This window comes from Pseudomonas sp. FDAARGOS_380 (assembly GCF_002591235.1).
GTDB lineage: Bacteria > Pseudomonadota > Gammaproteobacteria > Pseudomonadales > Pseudomonadaceae > Aquipseudomonas > Aquipseudomonas salmasensis.
Map to the genome: position 1 here is coordinate 6,083,537 of NZ_CP023969.1, position 19,672 is coordinate 6,103,208.

Genomic DNA, 19,672 nt, shown 5'->3' on the forward strand with positions numbered 1-19,672 from the left:
GCGAGCTTGCTCGCGAAGAACGTCAACGATGACGCGGGTATCCTGAATGCACGCGGCGCCCTCAGGTTTTTCGCGAGCAAGCTCGCTCCTACAGGGAGCTGACATGCACAACCCAACCTGCCCCGACTGGGCCGAAGCCCTGCTCAACGGCTTCAGCCAAATCTTCCTGCAGCGCCATCCGCTGTGCGGCCTGCTGTGCCTGCTGGCGATCCTGATTGGCGCCCCGGCCTTGCTTGGCGGGGCCTTGCTGGGTGGCGTCGCGGGGTTGCTCACGGCCCAGCGCCGGGGGTATCCCAAGGCCGAGCGCCAGGCCGGGCTGTATAGCTACAACGGCGTATTGCTGGGCCTGTTGATCAGCCAGCACTTTGCCTGGTCGGCGCTGGTGCCGCCGTTGATCCTGGCGTGCGGCGGCTTGAGTGCGATCCTCACTCGGCACTGGTTGAAACACGCAACCGGGCCCCAGGATTTGCCCGCCTACACCGTGCCCTTTGTTGGCCTGGGCTGGTTGCTGCTCGGCCAGAGTCCTGAAAACACCCTTGCACTGATCGAGCCCGACACTGTCGCTGTAGTGGCTGCGCCCTTCACCGGCCTTGGGCAAATCATGCTGCTGGACCAGCCGCTCGCGGGTGTACTGATTGCCCTGGGCTTGCTGCTGGCCGACCGTCGCGCCGCCGCGTGGGCCTTGGGCGGCGCCGCTCTGGGCATGCTCGCCGGCTGGTGGCTGAACGACCCCACTGGCGCCCTGCTCGGCCTGCACAGCTATAACCCCGCGCTGGCGGCCCTGGCCCTGTGCTCATCACGTCGCCAGCCCTGGTTACCGCTGCTGGGCATCGGCCTGGCCATCCTGCTCACCCCGGGCTTCGCCGGCCTGCACCTGCCCGCGCTGACCGCGCCGTTTATCCTCGCGTGCTGGCTGGTGCGCGCCGGTCAGCGAATGCTGCACAAGCCCCACATGGACAGCCCGTTCGAATCGCCCTAGGCTTGCTCGATATTCGTTTCGGGCAGGGTTTATGGACAGCAACAACGACTGGCGCCAGCGCCTCTACATCATGGTGTTCCAAAGCGATACCGTCGCCGGGCGGCGCTTTGACGGCATCCTGCTGCTGATCATCCTCGCCAGCCTGGTGATCGTGATGCTCGACAGCATCGACACAATTCACCAGAACTACGCCGACGTGCTGGCCTATATCGAGTGGGGCTTCACGCTGATCTTCGCCATCGAGTACGGCCTGCGCCTGTATTGCTCGCCCAAGCCGCTGCGCTATGCCTTCAGCTTTTATGGCTTGGTGGACCTGCTCGCCATCGTCCCCGGCATCCTCGCGCTGTACTACAGCGATGCCCAGTATCTGCTGATCATCCGCATCATCCGCATGCTGCGCATCTTCCGCGTGCTCAAGCTCAGCCCGTACCTCAAGCAGGCCAACTACCTGATGGCCGCGCTGCGCGGCAGCAAACAGAAGATCGTGGTGTTCCTGGTCAGCGTGTGCACCCTGGTGACGGTGTTCGGCACCCTGATGTACGTGATCGAAGGCCCGGAACATGGCTTCACCAGTATTCCCAAGGGCATCTACTGGGCCATCGTCACCCTGACCACCGTGGGCTTCGGCGATATCGTGCCCAAGACGCCCCTGGGCCAGGTGATTTCGTCGCTGGTGATGATCACCGGTTACTCGATCATCGCGGTGCCGACGGGTATTTTTACCGCCGAACTGGCCAGTGCCATGCGCGGCGAACAGCTGCACACCGACTGCCCAGTGTGCAAAAAGGACAGCCATGAACCCAACGCCGCATTTTGCGCGCGCTGTGGCAGCAATCTGTTTCGCAAACTGGAATAAGCAAAGTTCGTTTTAATCTTTAAGGGTCTATGCAGGCCCGGCTATAGTCGCTGGCAAATTGCCTCCCCTCTTCTCGAACAACAAGGAATGAGCAGTGAAAAAAATCCTCAGCGCCTCCCTACTGGCCGCCGGCCTGGCCCTGGCGGGCTCCGCCCAGGCCGCGACCACCCTGCTCAACGTCTCCTACGACGTGATGCGCGATTTCTACAAGGACTACAACGCCGCGTTCCTGAAGCACTGGGCAGCTGAGCACCCGGACGACAAGCTGACGTTGCAGATGTCCTTCGGCGGCTCCAGCAAACAGGCGCGCTCGGTGATCGACGGCCTGCCCGCCGACGTGATCACCATGAACATGGCCACCGACATCAATGCCCTGGTCGACAACGGCAAACTGGTGCCGGACAACTGGGTAACGCGCTTGCCGAACAACAGCGCGCCGTTCACCTCCGCCACGGTGTTTATCGTGCGCAAAGGCAACCCCAAAGCCTTGAAAGACTGGCCCGACCTACTCAAGGACGGCGTGCAGGTGATCGTGCCCAACCCGAAAACCTCCGGTAACGGCCGCTACACCTACCTGTCGGCCTGGGGCTACGTGTTGAAGAACGGCGGCGATGAGGAAAAGGCCAAGACCTTCGTTGGCAAGTTGTTCAAGCAAGCGCCAGTACTGGACACCGGTGGCCGCGCCGCCACCACCACCTTCATGACCAACCAGATTGGCGACGTGCTGGTGACCTTTGAAAACGAAGCCGAAATGATCGCCCGTGAATTTGGCCGTGATCAGTTCGAAGTGGTCTACCCAAGCGTCTCCGCCGAAGCCGAACCGCCGGTGTCGGTGGTGGATAAAGTGGTCGAGAAAAAAGGCACCCGTGCTGCGGCCGAGGACTACCTCAAGTACCTGTGGTCGCCCGAAGGCCAGGAAATTGCGGCCAACAACTACCTGCGCCCACGGGACCCGAAGGTGTTGGCCAAGTACACCGACCGGTTCCCCAAGGTGGATTTCCTGTCGGTGGAGAAAACCTTTGGTGACTGGCGCACGGTGCAAAAGACCCACTTCAATGATGGCGGCGTGTTCGACCAGATCTACTCTGGCCAATAACACATCTGACTGAATCAACTCGGTCAAACCTGTGGGAGCTGGCTTGCCTGCGATGACGGCGAGTCAGCTTGCACATGAGCGGCTGATACCCCGCCATAGCAGCATAGGTATCTACACAACTTTGTAGGTTGTAGCAGCCAACGCTAACCACGATGCGAAGCGAGCCGCTCTTGATCTTGATCTGCTTTTGATCTCAAGCGCCCCGTTAAACCACGCTGGCCGGAATTCGACAGGGATTTGGGGGGTAAACCGGCAGGGATGCCGGTTTAGCCGCCCCGCGCCATGGATGGCGCGTGGCGGCGGCCCCCCACATCACTGGCGGATTACGGGCACACCGAGCCCAGGCGAGGTGCCGAGTGGTGGGGCAAGAGCCCTTTGGTTACTTTGGGGCTTTTCCAAAGTGACCCGCCGTCAGGGCGGAACCCCAAGTGGCCGTTACCGCAGCAATGGATATGTATACAATCCAACTGTGTTGACTGCCAGACCGCTTTCGCGAGCAAGCCCGCTCCCACAGTTGGATTGCGGAGCGTCAGGTAGATAGGCGTCGACTGGCAGGCCGTCATCGCAGGCAAGCCAGCTCCCACATTTGGATCGCGGTGCGTCAGTCAGATCAGCGTCGGCTGCCAGGCCGTCTTCGCAGGCAAGCCAGCGCCCACTTTTTTGCGCGAAGCAGATGTATCTGAATGTATCATCAGCCGACATAAGTGATATCACCACAAGCAACCTACTCACTTGCAGGCCTTGTCTTTACTCTCCCACCCCATCGTCCTTCGCCTTTATGAGTACACCATGAACGCAACCTCTCCCGCTGCTGGCACCATGACCCGGGGCATGGTCATGCTGTTCGCGTTTTGCTGCGGCGCCATCGTCGCCAACATCTACTATGCGCAACCGATCATCGAGCTGATTGCCCCAGACATTGGCCTGACGCCAGCAATGGCCAGCCTGATCGTGTCCCTCACGCAAATCGGCTATGCCCTGGGCCTGTTCTTCCTGGTGCCCCTGGGCGACCTGCTGGAAAATCGCAAGCTGATGATTGCCACCACCGTCGTGGCAATCGGCAGCCTGTTGGGCGCAGCGTTTATCGAACAGCCGAACCTGTTCCTGCTGGTATCGCTGCTGATCGGTTTCAGTTCCGTCTCGGTGCAGATCCTGATTCCGCTGGCCGCACACCTGGCGCCCGCCGAGTCTCGTGGCCGGGTGGTCGGCAGTATCATGGGCGGCCTGCTGCTGGGCATCCTGCTGGCACGGCCGGTGTCGAGCGTGGTGGCCGACCACTTCGGCTGGCGTGCGATGTTCATGGCGGCCGCGGCGCTGATGGCGTTTATCAGCGTGGTGCTGATGCTGACCATCCCCAAGCGCCAACCCGATCACAGTGCCAGCTACGGCCAGTTGCTGCGCTCCCTGGGCACCCTGCTACGTGAGCAACCGCTGTTGCGCCAGCGGGCGTTTTACCAGGGTTGCATGTTCGCCGCTTTCAGCCTGTTCTGGACCGCCGTGCCACTGGAACTGGCGCGTAACCACGGTCTGAGCCAAAGCGAAATCGCACTGTTTGCCTTGGTCGGTGCCCTTGGCGCCATCGCCGCGCCTATGGCCGGTCGCCTGGCCGATGCTGGCCATACCCACCGCGCTTCTTTGCTGGCGATGTTGTTTGGTGCGCTGAGCTTCCTGCCGGCGTTGGTGCACCCGCTCTACAGCGTGATCGGCTTGGCAGTCACCGGGGTGGTCCTGGATTTCTGCGTGCAGATGAACATGGTCCTCGGCCAACGCGCCATCTACGCCCTCGACGCCCACAGCCGCAGCCGTCTGAACGCGCTGTACATGACCAGCATCTTCATCGGCGGAGCATTCGGTTCGGCGATTGCCAGCAGCGTGTATGAACACGGCGGCTGGTTGGCTGTAATGTTGGTGGGCAGTGCATTTGCCCTGGTCGCCTTGTTACGCTTCTTGAGTGCGTCACGTAAAGTCGCGTTGGGCACCGCGCAAGCGTCCTGACGGGTCATTGGCCCAACAAAATTTTTCACAACGCACAAAGGGGCGGGACTTGATCAACCATTGATTAAGTCCCGCCCCGCCTTGCTTCAAGCAATGGCGACCGTCAAAGGTGCGCGATCAACTCGTTAGAGATAACCGCCCTCTTTGATGTTGAGCCCGATGACATCTTCCGGGCTGATCATTCGGGTGCTTTTGATCAGGAAGTCGGTCTTGCCATCGCCATCCAGGTCGGTCGCCAGCAAGTAACGTCCCGTCTGCGGATTGAACTTGATGATGGTGTCACCCGCAGCCCCCGTGTAGTTATCGACGAAGTTCAACGTGACCTTGCCGTCGAGCGCCATTTGCGACAGATCGATCTTGTCTTGCCCGGTTTTGAAGTCCAGTAGCACGTCGGCATTGGCACGGGTTGAATCGCTGAAGGCATTGAACTTGAAGGTGTTCCAACCCTCGCCGCCCACCAGCGTATCGGCCCCTGCACCACCGGTCAGTACGTTATCGGCGCTGTTACCAATGATGCGATCGTTACCGCGGCCCCCCACGGCATTTTCGATCACGGTCTTCTCGCCGATCCTGACGTTTTCCCTCATCCCGCCTACGCTGGACAGCGCACCACCACGCAAGTCGATGATTTGATCCTGCTTGAAGCCAGAGAAATCAAAGGTGTCGTTCCCGCGCTGATCCCAGATATTGAATTTGGGTTTATCGGACGCTGACGTCAGGGTAGTTTCCAACCTGCCGGTATTCGAGTTGAACCCGTAGGTGGTGTCGTCAGTCCTGGTGTCGCCGCCTGCCTTGGGCTGTTCAACCGCTGGCTCCTTGGTGCCGCTTGCCTTGGGCTGTTCAACCACCGGCTCCTTGGTGCCGCTTGCCTTGGGCTGTTCAGCCACTGGCTCCTTGGTGCCGCTTGCCTTGGGCTGTTCAACCACCGGCTCCTTGGTGCCGCTTGCCTTGGGCTGTTCAACCACCGGCTCCTTGGTGCCGCTTGCCTTGGGCTGTTCAACCACCGGCTCCTTGGTGCCGCTTGCCTTGGGCTGTTCAACCACCGGCTCCTTGGTGCCGCTTGCCTTGGGCTGTTCAACCACTGGCTCCTTGGTGCCGCTTGCCTTGGGCTGCTCAACCACTGGCTCCTTGGTGCCGCCGCGTGGCTTTAGCCGATCAGTTAATGGCGTTTTGTAGCCGCTCGGCTTGGGCTTAGTCGTTACTGGCTTGGTATCGCCGTCCGAGATGGGCTGATCCGCTGCCGGTTTGGTTTCGCCGTTTGACTTGGGCTCAGCAGTGGGTTCGGTATCTGCCTGTGGCTTCGAATAGCACTGAGCCATTACCACTTTGCCGGAATTAACGTCTCCAAGTTGAAGCAGCCCGGAGTTCAGGCTCGATCCATACATTCGCTGTAGGCCAGTGCGCTCACCTACCAGCGGAGCGGAAAGACTAAGTAACTTGGAGCTTGTCGAGACGTGGTTGTCTGCTGCGGAGTTCGCATTGCCGTGAGAAGACTTAGCGGCTTCACTGCCTCCCTGGTTTCCAGGATGTGCCAGCGATGACGGCTGAGGAGTCACGCTCGGCGTGGGCATATAGTGGTTTGCAGCGGATGGTTTGACATTAATCATAATTAAGTTTTCTCAGTTAGTTAAAAACAACAACACGACACTTCACAAGTAAGGCACCCATGAATTCTTAAATAGCCGATCTCAAACATGACCACTCAAACTTTTCAGCGAGCGTCATAAAACAGCCAAGTTATTACGTGTAGTCAGCACTTACGCTTGGCCTGATGTTTCACTCATAACAGCGATGGACTTGAATAGACTCAGCGCGCGTCTGACATTGAATGGTTCCACCTTCAACCCCGCGCGGAAAACGCCGACTGATCAAAAGCCGACGCGTGCATCGCGCGGGACTGACCTGAATGGGTATTGAAGCCATAGGCCGGTCTTGAATTTCGAATGAAAGCTTTCGGCTCACACGGATCTGTACAAGGGATGGGTCTGGGCTCACACGGAACCGGGCGTGGCTGTGGCTCACACGGATCTGGACGTGGCTGCGGCTCACGCGGGTATGGTCGCGGCCTCGGTTCACACGGATCCGGACGTGGTTGTGGCTCACACGGATCTGGACGTGGCTGCGGCTCACGCGGATATGGACGCGGCTTCGGTTCATACGGATCCGGACGTGGCTGTGGCTCACACGGATCTGGACGTGGCTGCGGCTCACGCGGATATGGACGCGGCTTCGGTTCACACGGATCCGGACGTGGTTTCGGTTTTGGCTCCTCCGGTTTTGGTTCCGGCTTGGGTTTGGGCTCCTCGGGTTGAGGACGCGGCGCAGGCTTGGGGTCTTTCGGTTCAGGGTTTGCCGTTGGGGTGTCGCCCAACGCCAAGACATCACCTGCTTTTATCTGGCCGAGGCTTTTGATTAATAGGTCTGCCTTACCGTTACCCGTCAGATCCAGGGCCAGACTCCCTTCGTTGCTACCCTGGTTGTAACTTATCACCGCCTGACCGGGTTGACCGGTAAGGCGTTCGACGTATTTAAGCGCACTGAGATTCGCCTGTTTCAGGACGGCGCGAACATCAATCTTGTCGGAGCCACTCTGAAAATCCAGAATGACGTCGGGGTTATCCGGGGTGGAGTCACTGGCGTGATCATAAACGAAGGTATCTGCACCGCCCCCCCCTGACAACCGGTCTGCTCCACCGCCTCCTTTGAGACGATTGGCAACAGCATTACCTATCAGGGCATCATTCCCTTTACCGCCCACTGCGTTTTCCAGTATGACGCCCTTGGCAACGGAGACATTACCCTTCAACGCGCCCACATCCGAAAAGGACTCGGCATTGAGGTTGATTTTCTGATTCTGCGAATACCCGGAGAAATCCAGAGTGTCGTTGCCTCCCCCATCCCACACACAGAAAATAGGATTGTCATTCGCCGACTTCAAACTAAGCGCTTCACGGTTCGTATTGGAATTAAACCCATAGGTCGTGTCGGTATTGCGTGTTTTAGTATTCGCCCCATAAAGTTTCTGGGCAGCCGCTATGTCATCCATCATCGGCGCAGAGGGGTACAGCGATTTGAAGTCATGCCCGGGCTGATTTTTCTCCGAAAAGTAACTCATGACAGAACGCGCTTGAGTATCCCCGGCATACGTTGCGTGACGTCCATAGTTACCGTTACCGTCGTAGTTTCCCGGATGCTCCAACCCAAGGGCGTGGCCTAGTTCATGAACTAAAACCATACGAAAGAAATGCCCCGGTGACGGGTTCGCGCCCACATTCTGCGTTCCAATGTTTGCGGAAGTCTGGGTCATATACCGATGGGGAAGTGAAGCCACCCCTCCCGAGGAGTCGGGCATGTCATTGATATCAACATGGCCGTCACGATGCAGCGCTTTTTCGGTAAATGTCACGTTAGCAACATCCTGCCAGGACTGCATTGCCTGCCTGGCTTGCTCTGCCTGCTGTGGAGTGAAGCCCTTGGCGACGCGATAGGACAACGTGGTTTTGCCGTCACCGTTATTGTCATGAACCTTGTAACCGCCGCGGGTGAGTTGTTTCCCAGCCTGTTGCGAAGTGAACACCGGCTTTTTGCTGTTTAGCGTAGATACCTCAGCAGGGCCCTCAGGGCTGAAACTGCTCCCGGAAACCAGCGCTTGGGGCACACCAACATTAGTTGTGGATGGTCCTGGCATTCTCATAAACCAAAGTCCTCATAAAAATCAGACTCGAACGATAAAATTTAAAACATTCGAGATACCGATTCCCGCCCAACAAGAGCAGCAGTAGTTATCGGCACCGCTTTAAATTCGCACACTCCCTAGCCGCAGGCCAGCGACGAATTAATTCAACTCGACACACTCTAAAATTTAAAAACACTTTGACCCAACAACCGAAAAACTCTGAAATCGCAGTAGCGGAACCACCGCCCGGCAAAAACGATAACCACCTGTTTTATATGAAAATAAAATTCCACAACCACGCTCGCGGTCATTTTTATTGCAAAGCATTATTCACAATCAGACAAGACCCTGACCGTACAAAAACATATACCCGACTTAAAACTTTTAACGCACCCTACACAGCAGTTTGATTAAAGGGCGAATAGTAAAATATGAAGTGAAGGAAAAAATCCAAAGAGTGCATAGAGGGGTTTTATGTCTGGCCCTCAACGGTAATTCAAGGCACTGCAACAGCCGATCAGGCTGATCTCGCCCAAACGCAATCATGATAAACATACGGATGCTACGGCCAATGAATAGCTGTGCAAAACGCGCGAAGCGATTGCCCCATGGGCCGACGAAACAGGAAGGAATCACCGAGATAGCCCGGTGAAAAGCGCACCACATGAATATGAGCGTGTCTGGGGGGGGTAACGATGCTGCACGTGACAGGCAGGCTTGAACGCGATGCCGCGCACGTCCAAACCTGGAGAGAAGGAAACCTGGGTAACGGCTTTTAAAGCAGGAAGGTGTTCACTGATCGTAGAGTGGGCTCAGCTGAATATCGACCACACCTTGTTGAGGAACCCTTTGAACGACGAAAAAATTTTCTCGAAAAACCCTCCTCCGGGCCGAGGGGCCGGTTCAGGTTCAGGTTCGGGCTCAGGCTCGGGTTCAGTCGGCTCTGAAGTAGGCGCCGGGAGGGGGTCCGAAACAGGCACGACAGGGGGGGTCGGCGTCGGCGTCACGGTCGGCGCTTGCCCGCTCCAGATCACGTCCGTCTGTTTGATCTGGCTTTGGCTGACCACCAGGAGGTCCGCCGAGGCATTGCCCGTCGTATCCACCGCCAATGTGAAACGACCGGTTTTCGGGTCCTGGCCGAGCACGGCGTCCCCGGCTTTGCCGCTCAATCGTTCAGAGAAATTCAACGCTTTGAGACCCGCCTCCTGAAGAACGCCGGTCAGGTCGATCTTGTCGATCCCGCTTTGGAAGTCCTGGATGATATCAGGTTTTTGCGCGGTTGAATCGCTGGCACGGTGGTAGACAAAGGTGTCTGCCCCAGCGCCACCGAACAACCTGTCAGCCCCCCTGCCACCCGTAAGGCGATTATTGCCCTCGTTTCCCGTCAAGGTATCGTTGCCAGCACCGCCAATGGCGTTTTCCACCATGACGCCCTTGGCAACCGACACATTCCCGCGCAAGCCACCCACATCCGAAAACGCCTCGGCCTTGAGGTTAATGGTTTGGTTCTGGGTGAACCCGGAAAAATCGAGTGTGTCGTTACCCCCGCCATCCCAAACGGTGAAAATCGGTTTGTCACTCCCCCGTTTAAGGCTGTACACCTCCCGACCAGAATTGGAATTGAAGCCGTAGGTGGTGTCGGTATTGCGGGTTTTGGTATTGGCGCCGTAAAGCCGCTGTGCCGCGGCGATATCGTCCATCATCGGTGCCGCTGGGCTGAGCCGGGCAAAATTGTGGCCGGGCTGATGGGTCTCGTCCCAATAACTCATGACACTGCGTGCCTTGGTGTCCTGGGCGTATTCGGCATTGCGCCCGTAATTGAAGCCCTGGCCATCGTATTGACCTGGATGGCTCAGCCCCAAGGTATGCCCCAGTTCATGGATCAACAAACCCAGGAAGTGACTGCCCATTGTCGGGTTCTGCCCGCCGTAGGTGCCTATGTTGGCTTGGGGTTTCGCATAATAACCGGACGGTAAGTTCGCATAGCCTGCCGACCCGCCAATCCCATTGATAGTGATGTTGCCATCGGTGTTTGAGCCCTTTTCAACAAATTGGATATTAGCAACATCGGCCCAGTATTGAAGGGCTTGCCTGGCTCGCTCTTTCTGAGCTGCATTGAACCCCCCGCTGAAGTTGAAACCCACGACAATTTTGCCATCTCTATTACTGTCTTTAAATTTGAAACCATTGCGCGTGATATGTTTCGCCGCCTGGTCCGTGGTGAAAGATTTTTTATTATTGGCCCAGAGAATAACTTGATTCTCATCGGCGGAGAAATGCGAGTGCGACGTCTCTGGGACATGCGACTGGGTAGACTGCCTAACCGGGATATGCATGGTGCTTTATTACTCTGAACAGTGAAATGACCCGTCCATGTATAGAAGTTATCGATGCTGACTGATCCATTACCAGCCCGATAAAGCTCCCATATTGAAAATGTCTTCACCATCGCTAATTCTTTGCAAGAACCCACTATAAACACGCTCGCAAAAAATCCGCACAAGTTTTATTCAGCGCAACCTACCCACCCTTATTGACTGACCGCGACACGCCCTAACACAACAGACATAAAAAGCCGCCAAAAAATTAACTTAATTGGCCCACTCATCAACTTTAAAATATCCAGTAAACCAAACAAACATATCAGCGAAAAATAAGCTGGGTGCCGGGGTTTTATCGCAGCTCTGACATCACCACGCACTACATGAACGTATTGCCCCACCCTACCGAGATTGGGGTCAGGTGCATACGCTATGCCCGTGGTCCAGGCAGCACAGCAAGCGTTCGACGGTATGCGCCAGCGGGCCGGAATTGTCCAATACGAACAAACCGGCGCCATGACCGGCAATCAACTCGGCAGTGAACCGCGCATTGCGCGCCAGGCGTTCCTCGATGTCCTCCAATGACTCCCGCCCACGAGCAATCAGACGTTGGCGCAGCACCGCTTGATCCACCGTCAGCAGCAATACCAGCAAGGTCGGATAACGCTCGCGGGTCTGCGCCAGGTGGGCACGGGAGCCATTGACCAGCACGTCGTCCCCGGCGGCCAACCACTCGTCGATCTCCTTGGGAATGCCGTAAGACAAGCCATTAGCCTGCCAGCTCAAGGCAAATGCGCCCTCGGCCTCCATGGCCGCAAACTGCTCGGGGCTCACGCCTTGCGCCGCTTCGCCCACCGCCTCAGCCGACCGTGTGATCACCCGTCGCACCATACGGCACCCACGCTCGACCAGGCGTGGACGTGCGGCATCCAGCAGACTGTCTTTGCCCGAACCCGATGGCCCGATGAGATAGATCAACCTGCCTGCCATTAAAAACCCTCTTCGTTTGTCTCCAGACCGGTACATCCCCGGCCCCACTGCGCAGCGCCTGGTTTACACCTGGGAGGCCGCGTCGTCGTAGTCGTAAGAAAGTATACCTAGCAATCATTCCCAAGCTAGGCCAGCGATGGCCACATTACGCGAGGGCGCTGCGCATTAGGCGCATACACCGGGCTTGAATGGCTTAGCCCTGCCATGATCGACACAGTGCATTTGAAAGCCATGAAAAAGGCGACCCTCAGGTCGCCTTTCATCATTGCGCGTACTGCTTGCTCAACCCCGGCGGCACGCCTTGCACGTTGGTTTCTTCCCATGGCCCATTGGGGCTGATGGAGCGGCTCCAGCCGTTGCTCCAGCGGTAGTAGGTGCGCTGGCGGTAGAAGGTGTCGGGCTGGTCGTCCAGCACGTACACCTGCATCTTGCCGTCCCAGTGGCTGGCGGCGCCCGGCGGTGGGGCGAAGGTCGGGGATTTGCTTGGCAGGGGTTTGGGCGGCGGCGTCACCGGGCCCGAAGGTTTGGTGTTCGGCTGGGTTGAGGGGCCTGACGGTGGAATAGTCGGGCCGGTTGGCGCCGCAGGTGGGCGGTGGACCGCACAGGCGCTCAGGCCGAGTACCAGGCTGAGCAGGGTGATGCGTGCAAATGCGGTCATGGGTGTGTCCTCAGAATTACTGGTCCGGAGTGTCGATGGTCAATTGCTGCAGCGCAGTGGTGCTGCTGGCCAACGGTTGGCTGCGGCCGATCCATTCGCCAGTGGTCGGTTGGCCGGCCCGGGATATGCGCGCAACCAGTTGGACTTCGGGGAAGTTGGACAGTTTCAACTGCGGCATCATCGCGTCAGCATCGCCCAGTTCGACGGTGACCGGCAATGCGTCGACGGTCACGCGCTTGGCCGCCAAGGGCGCCGGCGGGCCGTTAACGGCGCGAGCGAAGATGAACACGCTGTCGCCTGGCAGGGCTTTGGCTTTTACCTCGGCGGATACATCCACACGCACTTTCAGCAGCGCCTTGGGCGCCTGTGCGACGCTGCCACCGCTCTCCTTGAGCTTCTCTGCCGCGCGATCAATCCCGCCTTGCAGGGCGACACGGGAATTGTCCTCTGGCGGCAATTGCGCGAGCAGGCGGTTCCAGTAGTCGATGGCTTCCTGATAACGCTGGCCCTCAAAGGCGGCGATACCCAGCAGCCCAAGGCTGGTGACTTCCTTGGGGTCGAGCTTCAAGGCTTCGTCGGTCAAGGCCTGAACCTTTGGCGACCATTGTTTGTTGTCGGCAAAGTACTGCGCCTGGGCCCATTGCCCGAGCAGTTCCGGTTGGCGCCCGGCCAATGCAACCGTACGTTCAAAGACTTTGGCGGCGTCGGCGGCACGGTCCTGGGCCATATAGGCGCGCCCAAGGAAGTACAAGCCTTCTGCCGAATCCGGTTGTGCAGCGGCGGCACGTTCCAGGCGGCGGGTCATGTCGGCCATGGAGACGGGCGGTTGGGAAAATTCACGGGTCAGTTCAACCTTGTCGCTCGCGCCATAATGCAGGTACAGCGCAACGCCCAGCACAGGCACCAGAAACGCCGCCAAAAACGGCAGTGGTTTGCCCAACCGCGATTCACGGGGTTTTTCCACGCCTTCGGTGTCGGCCAGCAACTCACGGGCCGCTTCGGCGCGGCCCGTGTCGAGTTGCGCGGTATTCAACACACCTTCGTCCTGCTGCGCTTGCAGCTCAGCGACGCGTTCCTGGTACAGCGCCACGTTCAACGCGGTGCGATCCTCTTCACGCTGGGCACGACGGCCACGCAACACAGGGATCAACAGGAAACTCAGGGCAATCAGTAGCAGCAAACCGGCTGCGAGCCAGAAATCAATCATCAGTCTTGGTGTCCAGCAATTGGTCGAGGCGTTTGCGCTCTTCAGGGGACAGCGCATCAGCGCCATCAATCGGTGCGACGCGGCGACGGCGCACGATCACGGCCATCACCACCACGCCAGCCAGCAACAGCCCGGCCGGGCCGAACCAGAGCAGCGCAGTCTTGCCGGTGAGCGCCGGTTTGTAGCGCACGAAATCGCCGTAGCGGTCGACCATGAAGTCGATGATCTGCTGGTCGTCCTTGCCCTCCCCCAACATGCGGAAGATCTCTCGGCGCAGGTCGGTGGCGATCGGGGCGTTGGAGTCGGCGATGTCCTGGTTCTGGCATTTGGGGCAGCGCAGTTCCTTGGTCAGGTCGCGGAAACGCTCGCGCTCGGCGTCGTTGGCAAATTCATAAGTGTCGATGGCGGCATGGGCCACACCGGCAAGGCCCAGGGCTAATACGGCAGCGGTCAACCAACGCTTCATGGCTTGGCCTCATCGACCAGAGCCTGGTACTTGGCGGCCAGTTGCTCGCGCCACACCGTTTCGTCGATCACGCCGACGTACTTGTCGCGGATCACACCTTTGGCGTCGATGAAGAAGGTTTCCGGCGCGCCGTACACGCCGAGGTTCAACCCCAGGTTGCCGTCTTCGTCGCGGATATCCAGCTGGTACGGGTTATGAAATTCCGCCAGCCACTTCAAGGCCGCCGCGTTGTCGTCCTTGTAGTTGATGCCGTAGATCACCACGCCCTTCTCGGCCAGTTTGTTCAAAACCGGGTGTTCGACGCGGCAAGAGATGCACCAGGTGGCCCACACGTTGACCAGCGCCGGTTTGCCCTGCAAATCGGCCTGGGTGAGGGTCTTGTCACCCTGCACCGTTGGCAGGTTGAAGGCGGGGAACGGCTTGCCGATCATCGCCGAAGGCAGCTCGGCCGGGTCCAGGTACAACCCGCGATACAGAAACACCGCCACCAGCAGGAACAACGCCAGCGGCACAACCATCAACCAACGCTTCATACCGCAGCTCCCGAAAGGCCCAGCGCTTCACGCACCCGGCTCTTGACCTTGACCCGATAGCGCCGGTCCAGCGCCGCGAGCAACCCGCCGAACCCGGTGAGCAAGCCGCCGAACCAGATCCAGCGCACGAAGGGTTTGACATGCACGCGCACGGCCCAGGCGCCGTCGCCCAGGGGTTCACCGAGGGCCACATACAGGTCACGGGTGAAACCGGCGTCGATGCCAGCCTCGGTCATCATCGAACTCTGAACGGTGTACAGGCGTTTTTCCGGGTGCAGCACGGCGATTTCCTTACCATTGCGCACCACGCGGACCGTGCCTTTGTCGGAGGTGAAGTTCGGCCCTTCGAAGTGCTTGGCACCTTCGAAGATGAAATGGTAACCAGCCAGGTCCATGGACTCGCCCGGCGCCAGGCGCAGGTCGCGCTCGGCGCTGTTCTGGCTGGACAGCACCACGCCAAGGGCGCACACCGCGATACCAATGTGTGCGATCTGCATGCCCCAGTAGCTGCGGGTCAGAGTGGGCAGGCCCTTGAGCAAACCCTTGTGGCGCGTCTTGTCGACGATGTCCCGCGCCCCCGCCAGCAACACCCAGGCCGCCAGCAGGAACGTGGCGAGTACCGCCCAATTGAAGTCGCCGTAGGCAAACCCGGCGATCACCGCCAGGGCCACGCTGCCGAGCAGCACCGGCATCAGCATGCCTGCCAGCCATTTCACCGGGGTGTCTTTCCAGCGCACCAGCACGCCAACCGCCATCACCACCATCAACAGGCCCATCAGCGGGATGAACAACGCATTGAAGTACGGCGGCCCCACGGACAGCTTGGCGCCGCTCAAGGCGTCCAGCACCAGCGGGTAGAGGGTGCCGAGCAGGATCATCGACGCGGCCACCACCAGCACCAGGTTATTGCCCAGCAACAGGGTTTCCCGCGACCACAGATTGAAACCGACCTGGCTCTTGACCACCGGCGCGCGCAGGGCAAACAGGGTGAGCGAACCGCCGACAACAAACAGCAGGAAGATCAGGATGAACACGCCGCGCTCAGGGTCTGAGGCAAACGCGTGCACCGAGGTCAGCACGCCCGAGCGCACCAGGAAAGTGCCGAGCAGGCTGAGGGAAAACGCCGCGATGGCGAGCAGTACCGTCCAGCTCTTGAACACGCCACGTTTTTCGGTAACGGCCAGGGAGTGAATCAGCGCGGTGCCCACCAGCCACGGCATGAAGGAGGCGTTTTCCACCGGGTCCCAGAACCACCAGCCGCCCCAGCCGAGTTCGTAGTAGGCCCACCAAGAGCCCAGGGTGATACCGATACCGAGGAAGGCCCAGGCGACGATGGTCCATGGCCGTGACCAGCGCGCCCAGGCGGCGTCGAGACGCCCGCCGAGCAAGGCGGCGATGGCGAACGCGAAGGCCACGGAAAAGCCCACATAGCCCATGTAGAGCATCGGCGGGTGCACGATCAGGCCGATATCCTGCAGCAACGGGTTGAGGTCGTGACCGTCCACCGGGATCTGCGGCAGGATGCGGGTGAACGGGTTGGAGGTCATGATCAGGAACAGCAGGAAGCCGATGCTGATCATGCCCATCACTGCCAGCACCCGCGCCAGCATCACTTGCGGCAATTGGCGCGAGAACACCGAGACGGCGAAGGTCCAGCCGCCGAGGATCAAGGCCCACAGCAGCAATGAGCCTTCGTGGGCGCCCCACACGGCGCTGAACTTGTAGTACCAGGGCAAAGCGCTGTTGGAGTTGTTGGCAACGTAGGCGACGGAAAAATCGTCGGTCATGAAGGCGTAGGTCAAGCAACCAAAGGCGAACAGCAAGAAAGCGAACTGGCCCCAGGCGGCCGGCTGCGCCAGGCTCATCCACAGGCGATCGCCGCGCCAGGCACCCAGCAAGGGCACCACGGCCTGGACCACCGCAAAGCACAGCGCGAGGATCATCGCCAACTGGCCCAACTCAGGAATAAACAGTGCGGACGTCATGGCTTAGCCCTCCTTGGCTGGCGCGGCGGGCGCGGTTTGGCCGCTGTCTTTCAAGGCTTTGGTGACCTCGGGCGGCATGTATTTTTCATCGTGCTTGGCAAGCACTTCGTCAGCCACTACCACGCCGTCGGCGTTGAGTTTGCCCAGGGCGACAATGCCCTGGCCTTCGCGGAACAGGTCCGGGAGGATGCCGCGATAGGTGATGGTCACGGCCTTGTTGAAGTCGGTGACCACGAAGGTCACGTCCAACGAATCGCCGGAACGCTTCAACGAGCCCTGCTCCACCATGCCGCCAGCGCGGATGCGCGTATCGACCGGCGCTTCGCCATTGGCGATCTGGGTGGGCGTGTAGAACAGGTTGATGTTCTGCTGCAGGGCGCTCAGGGCCAAGGTCACGGCAATGCCGACGCCGGCCAGGATGGCAAGGATGATCAACAGACGCTTTCTACGCAGCGGATTCACTTTTCGGTCTCCCGGCGCAGACGTCGCGCCTCTTGTTGCAAGTAACGCTTGCGGGCCAGGATCGGCGCGGCGACGTTGAGGGCCAGTACCGCCAGGCAGATGCCATAGGCCGTCCAGACATACAGGCCGTGGTGGCCCATGGCGAGAAAATCACTGAAAGAAGCAAAAATCATCCGCGTGCTCCCAGGCAGTTTTGCACTTCGGCTTTGACCCAACTGGTACGGGCTTCACGCTTGAGCACTTCAAGGCGCATGCGCAGCAGCAATACGGCACCGAAGAAACAGTAGAAACCCAGCACCATCAGCAGCAACGGCGCCCACATTTCCACAGGCATCGCCGGTTTTTCAGTGAGGGTGAAGGTAGCGCCCTGGTGCAGGGTGTTCCACCACTCCACCGAGTACTTGATGATCGGGATGTTGATCACGCCGACAATCGCCAGCACCGCGCAGGCCTTGGCGGCGCTGTCGCGGTTGCTGATGGCGTTGCCCAAGGCGATCAGGCCGAAATACAGGAACAGCAGGATCAGCATCGAGGTCAGGCGCGCATCCCACACCCACCACGAACCCCAGGTCGGTTTGCCCCAGATTGCACCGGTCACCAGCGCCACGGCGGTCATCCACGCACCGATGGGCGCGGCGCATTGCAGGGCTACGTCGGCCAGCTTCATCTTCCAGACCAGGCCGACAATGCCGCACACCGCCAGCATCACATAGCAGGACTGGGCCAGCATCGCGGCAGGCACGTGGATATAGATGATGCGAAAGCTGTTGCCTTGCTGATAGTCCGGCGGTGCAAAGGCCAGGCCCCAGACCAGGCCGATGCCGATCAGCAGGATGGCGAAGAGACTCAACCACGGCAGCAGCTTGCCACTGATGCCATAAAACCATTTGGGCGAGCCGAGCTTGTGAAACCAGGTCCAGTTCATTGCTGTTTCCATCACGGTGCTTTTCGTCGTGGCGAAAAGCTCAGGGTCTTTACTGACTCCGCGTCGTTAACGCCGGGTCAGACCTCATTATTCGCCGACGCTGATTTTCAGGCCGGCGGCTATAGCAAAAGGTGTCAGGGTTACCGCCAGGGCGGTCAGGCTGCCAAGCCACAAGAGGTAACCGGTCGCCGGCATGCCCATGAGCGCGGCTTGCAACGCGCCGCTGCCCAGGATCAACACCGGGATATACAAAGGCAGAATCAATAGGGCCAGCAACAGCCCGCCGCGCTTCAAACCGACCGTCAACGCTGCGCCCACCGCCCCCAACAGGCTGAGCACCGGCGTGCCGAGTAACAAGGACAAGAGCAGCACCGGCAGGCATTCAACGGGCAACCCCAGCATCATGGCAAGCAGTGGCGAGAGCAAGACTAGCGCCAAGCCGGAAAAAGCCCAGTGTGCCAGTACCTTGGCCAGTACCAGAAGTGGCAAAGGGTGCGACGAAAGGACCCACTGTTCCAGGGAACCGTCTTCGAAATCACTGCGAAACAGCCCGTCCAGCGAGAGCAGGACCGATAAAAGCGCGGCGACCCACACCAGTCCCGGGGACAAGGTTTGCAACAGTTTAGTCTCCGGGCCGACCGCCAGCGGAAACAGCGCGATCACGATGGCAAAGAACACCAGTGGGTTGGCCAGTTCGGCAGGGCGACGGCACAACAGCCGGGCTTCGCGGGCCACCAACAGGGCGAACACACTCATAGCGACCACCGCCCCAGGTCCAGCTCACGGTAGCCGGCAGGCATGCGCGCCAAGGTGTGGTGGGTAGTGAGCACCACCAGACCGCCTTGTTCGCAGTGCTGGGCCAGGTGCGCTTCGAGTTGAGCCACGCCTTGTTTGTCGAGGGCCGTGAACGGTTCATCGAGAATCCACAGCGGCGGGCCGGGCAAGTACAAGCGGGCCAGGGCCACACGGCGCTGCTGGCCGGCGGACAGGGTGTGGCAGGGAACGTCTTCAAAGCCCTTGAGGCCCACCGCGGCCAGGGCCTGCCAGATGGCGTCACGGGAAGCAGGATGATGCAGGGCGCTGAGCCAACTGAGGTTTTCTTCAGCGGTGAGTACGTCCTTGATGCCGGCGGCGTGGCCGATCCAGACTAGGTTGCGCGCAAGCTCGCTACGTTGTTCGTTCAACGGCTTGCCGTTGAGACGCACCACGCCGGCCGTGGGCTGCATCAACCCGGCCAGCAGGCGCAGCAGGCTGGTCTTGCCGCTGCCGTTGGGGCCACTGATTTGCACCATGTCGCCCCCCGAAAGCCGCAAGTCGAGTTGCTCGAACAGCAGGCGCAGGTCGCGTTCACAGGCAAGCGCTACGGCTTCAAGAAGAGGGCTGGTCAAAAGATCGCGGGCCTTTACGGTTCAAGTCGGCGGTGCAGCGGCCGTTATAGAGAGATGCACAATAACGGCTTTGGCGACCGATTTTAGAGAGCTGGATCAAATAGTTGTGAGGTTTTTACCGCTCTCTTTGCAGAC

Annotated in this window: 18 protein-coding genes and 1 pseudogene; 5 read left to right on the top strand and 14 right to left on the bottom strand. The window is 59.4% G+C overall.

Annotated features, from left to right (window positions below):
• Positions 1-6 precede the first annotated feature (6 nt).
• From CRN80_RS31905 to CRN80_RS28275, 5 genes and pseudogenes are all read left to right on the top strand, one after another.
• Positions 7-93 (top strand): annotated as a pseudogene (locus tag CRN80_RS31905) (outer membrane lipoprotein carrier protein LolA); the annotation flags it as partial.
• 10 nt (positions 94-103) lie between these two features.
• Positions 104-979 (top strand): urea transporter, encoded by an 876-nt coding sequence (locus CRN80_RS28255; protein ID WP_098952251.1) that lies wholly within the window; start codon positions 104-106, stop codon positions 977-979.
• 31 nt (positions 980-1,010) lie between these two features.
• Positions 1,011-1,835 carry an ion transporter gene (locus CRN80_RS28260; RefSeq protein ID WP_014717713.1) on the top strand — a complete coding sequence of 275 codons (825 nt, stop codon included), beginning with the start codon at positions 1,011-1,013 and terminating at the stop codon, positions 1,833-1,835.
• Between the two features lie 94 nt (positions 1,836-1,929).
• A complete protein-coding gene (locus CRN80_RS28265) occupies positions 1,930-2,931 on the top strand; it encodes a sulfate ABC transporter substrate-binding protein (RefSeq protein ID WP_032892659.1) in 1,002 nt (333 codons plus the stop codon).
• 789 nt (positions 2,932-3,720) lie between these two features.
• Positions 3,721-4,926, top strand: coding sequence for an MFS transporter (locus tag CRN80_RS28275; RefSeq protein WP_098952253.1), 1,206 nt, complete (start codon positions 3,721-3,723; stop codon positions 4,924-4,926).
• 125 nt (positions 4,927-5,051) lie between these two features.
• Here CRN80_RS28275 and CRN80_RS28280 read toward each other — a convergent pair whose 3' ends face one another.
• The 14 genes from CRN80_RS28280 to ccmA all read right to left on the bottom strand — a co-directional run bounded on the left by CRN80_RS28280 (position 5,052) and on the right by ccmA (position 19,537).
• Positions 5,052-6,533, bottom strand: coding sequence for a M10 family metallopeptidase C-terminal domain-containing protein (locus CRN80_RS28280; protein WP_098952255.1), 1,482 nt, complete (start codon positions 6,531-6,533; stop codon positions 5,052-5,054).
• 233 nt (positions 6,534-6,766) lie between these two features.
• Positions 6,767-8,503 (bottom strand): M10 family metallopeptidase C-terminal domain-containing protein, encoded by a 1,737-nt coding sequence (locus CRN80_RS28285; protein ID WP_305885279.1) that lies wholly within the window; start codon positions 8,501-8,503, stop codon positions 6,767-6,769.
• A 911-nt stretch (positions 8,504-9,414) separates the two neighbouring features.
• On the bottom strand, positions 9,415-10,938 hold the full coding sequence (locus CRN80_RS28290) for a M57 family metalloprotease (protein ID WP_098952256.1): 1,524 nt from the start codon (positions 10,936-10,938) through the stop codon (positions 9,415-9,417).
• Positions 10,939-11,340: 402 nt separating this feature from the next.
• Entirely contained in the window at positions 11,341-11,913 is a 573-nt protein-coding gene (gene phnN, locus CRN80_RS28295) for a phosphonate metabolism protein/1,5-bisphosphokinase (PRPP-forming) PhnN (protein ID WP_032892667.1), read from the bottom strand.
• A 262-nt stretch (positions 11,914-12,175) separates the two neighbouring features.
• A complete protein-coding gene (locus tag CRN80_RS28300) occupies positions 12,176-12,571 on the bottom strand; it encodes a hypothetical protein (RefSeq protein ID WP_032892669.1) in 396 nt (131 codons plus the stop codon).
• A gap of 16 nt (positions 12,572-12,587) precedes the next feature.
• The gene (gene ccmI / locus CRN80_RS28305; RefSeq protein ID WP_056788601.1) at positions 12,588-13,778 is read right to left on the bottom strand and encodes a c-type cytochrome biogenesis protein CcmI; all 1,191 of its coding nucleotides are present in this window, start codon (positions 13,776-13,778) and stop codon (positions 12,588-12,590) included.
• Complete coding sequence (locus CRN80_RS28310) at positions 13,771-14,244, bottom strand: cytochrome c-type biogenesis protein (protein ID WP_003189960.1); 474 nt, start codon at positions 14,242-14,244, stop codon at positions 13,771-13,773. The genes ccmI and CRN80_RS28310 overlap by 8 nt, the downstream gene beginning before the upstream one ends.
• Positions 14,241-14,777 carry a DsbE family thiol:disulfide interchange protein gene (locus CRN80_RS28315; RefSeq protein ID WP_032892673.1) on the bottom strand — a complete coding sequence of 179 codons (537 nt, stop codon included), beginning with the start codon at positions 14,775-14,777 and terminating at the stop codon, positions 14,241-14,243. The genes CRN80_RS28310 and CRN80_RS28315 overlap by 4 nt, the downstream gene beginning before the upstream one ends.
• Positions 14,774-16,762, bottom strand: coding sequence for a heme lyase CcmF/NrfE family subunit (locus tag CRN80_RS28320; RefSeq protein ID WP_032892675.1), 1,989 nt, complete (start codon positions 16,760-16,762; stop codon positions 14,774-14,776). Before CRN80_RS28320 ends, CRN80_RS28315 begins: the two co-directional genes overlap by 4 nt.
• A gap of 3 nt (positions 16,763-16,765) precedes the next feature.
• The gene (gene ccmE / locus CRN80_RS28325; protein WP_032892677.1) at positions 16,766-17,224 is read right to left on the bottom strand and encodes a cytochrome c maturation protein CcmE; all 459 of its coding nucleotides are present in this window, start codon (positions 17,222-17,224) and stop codon (positions 16,766-16,768) included.
• Positions 17,221-17,397, bottom strand: a complete 177-nt coding sequence (gene ccmD / locus CRN80_RS28330) for a heme exporter protein CcmD (protein ID WP_098952258.1) — start codon at positions 17,395-17,397, stop codon at positions 17,221-17,223. The genes ccmE and ccmD overlap by 4 nt, the downstream gene beginning before the upstream one ends.
• Positions 17,394-18,149: a heme ABC transporter permease gene (locus CRN80_RS28335; RefSeq protein ID WP_032892679.1), complete on the bottom strand. Its 756-nt coding sequence runs from the start codon at positions 18,147-18,149 to the stop codon at positions 17,394-17,396. Before CRN80_RS28335 ends, ccmD begins: the two co-directional genes overlap by 4 nt.
• 87 nt (positions 18,150-18,236) lie before the next feature.
• Positions 18,237-18,905, bottom strand: coding sequence for a heme exporter protein CcmB (ccmB, locus tag CRN80_RS28340; RefSeq protein WP_003189951.1), 669 nt, complete (start codon positions 18,903-18,905; stop codon positions 18,237-18,239).
• Positions 18,902-19,537, bottom strand: a complete 636-nt coding sequence (gene ccmA, locus CRN80_RS28345; RefSeq protein ID WP_098952260.1) for a cytochrome c biogenesis heme-transporting ATPase CcmA — start codon at positions 19,535-19,537, stop codon at positions 18,902-18,904. The genes ccmB and ccmA overlap by 4 nt, the downstream gene beginning before the upstream one ends.
• Positions 19,538-19,672 lie beyond the last annotated feature (135 nt).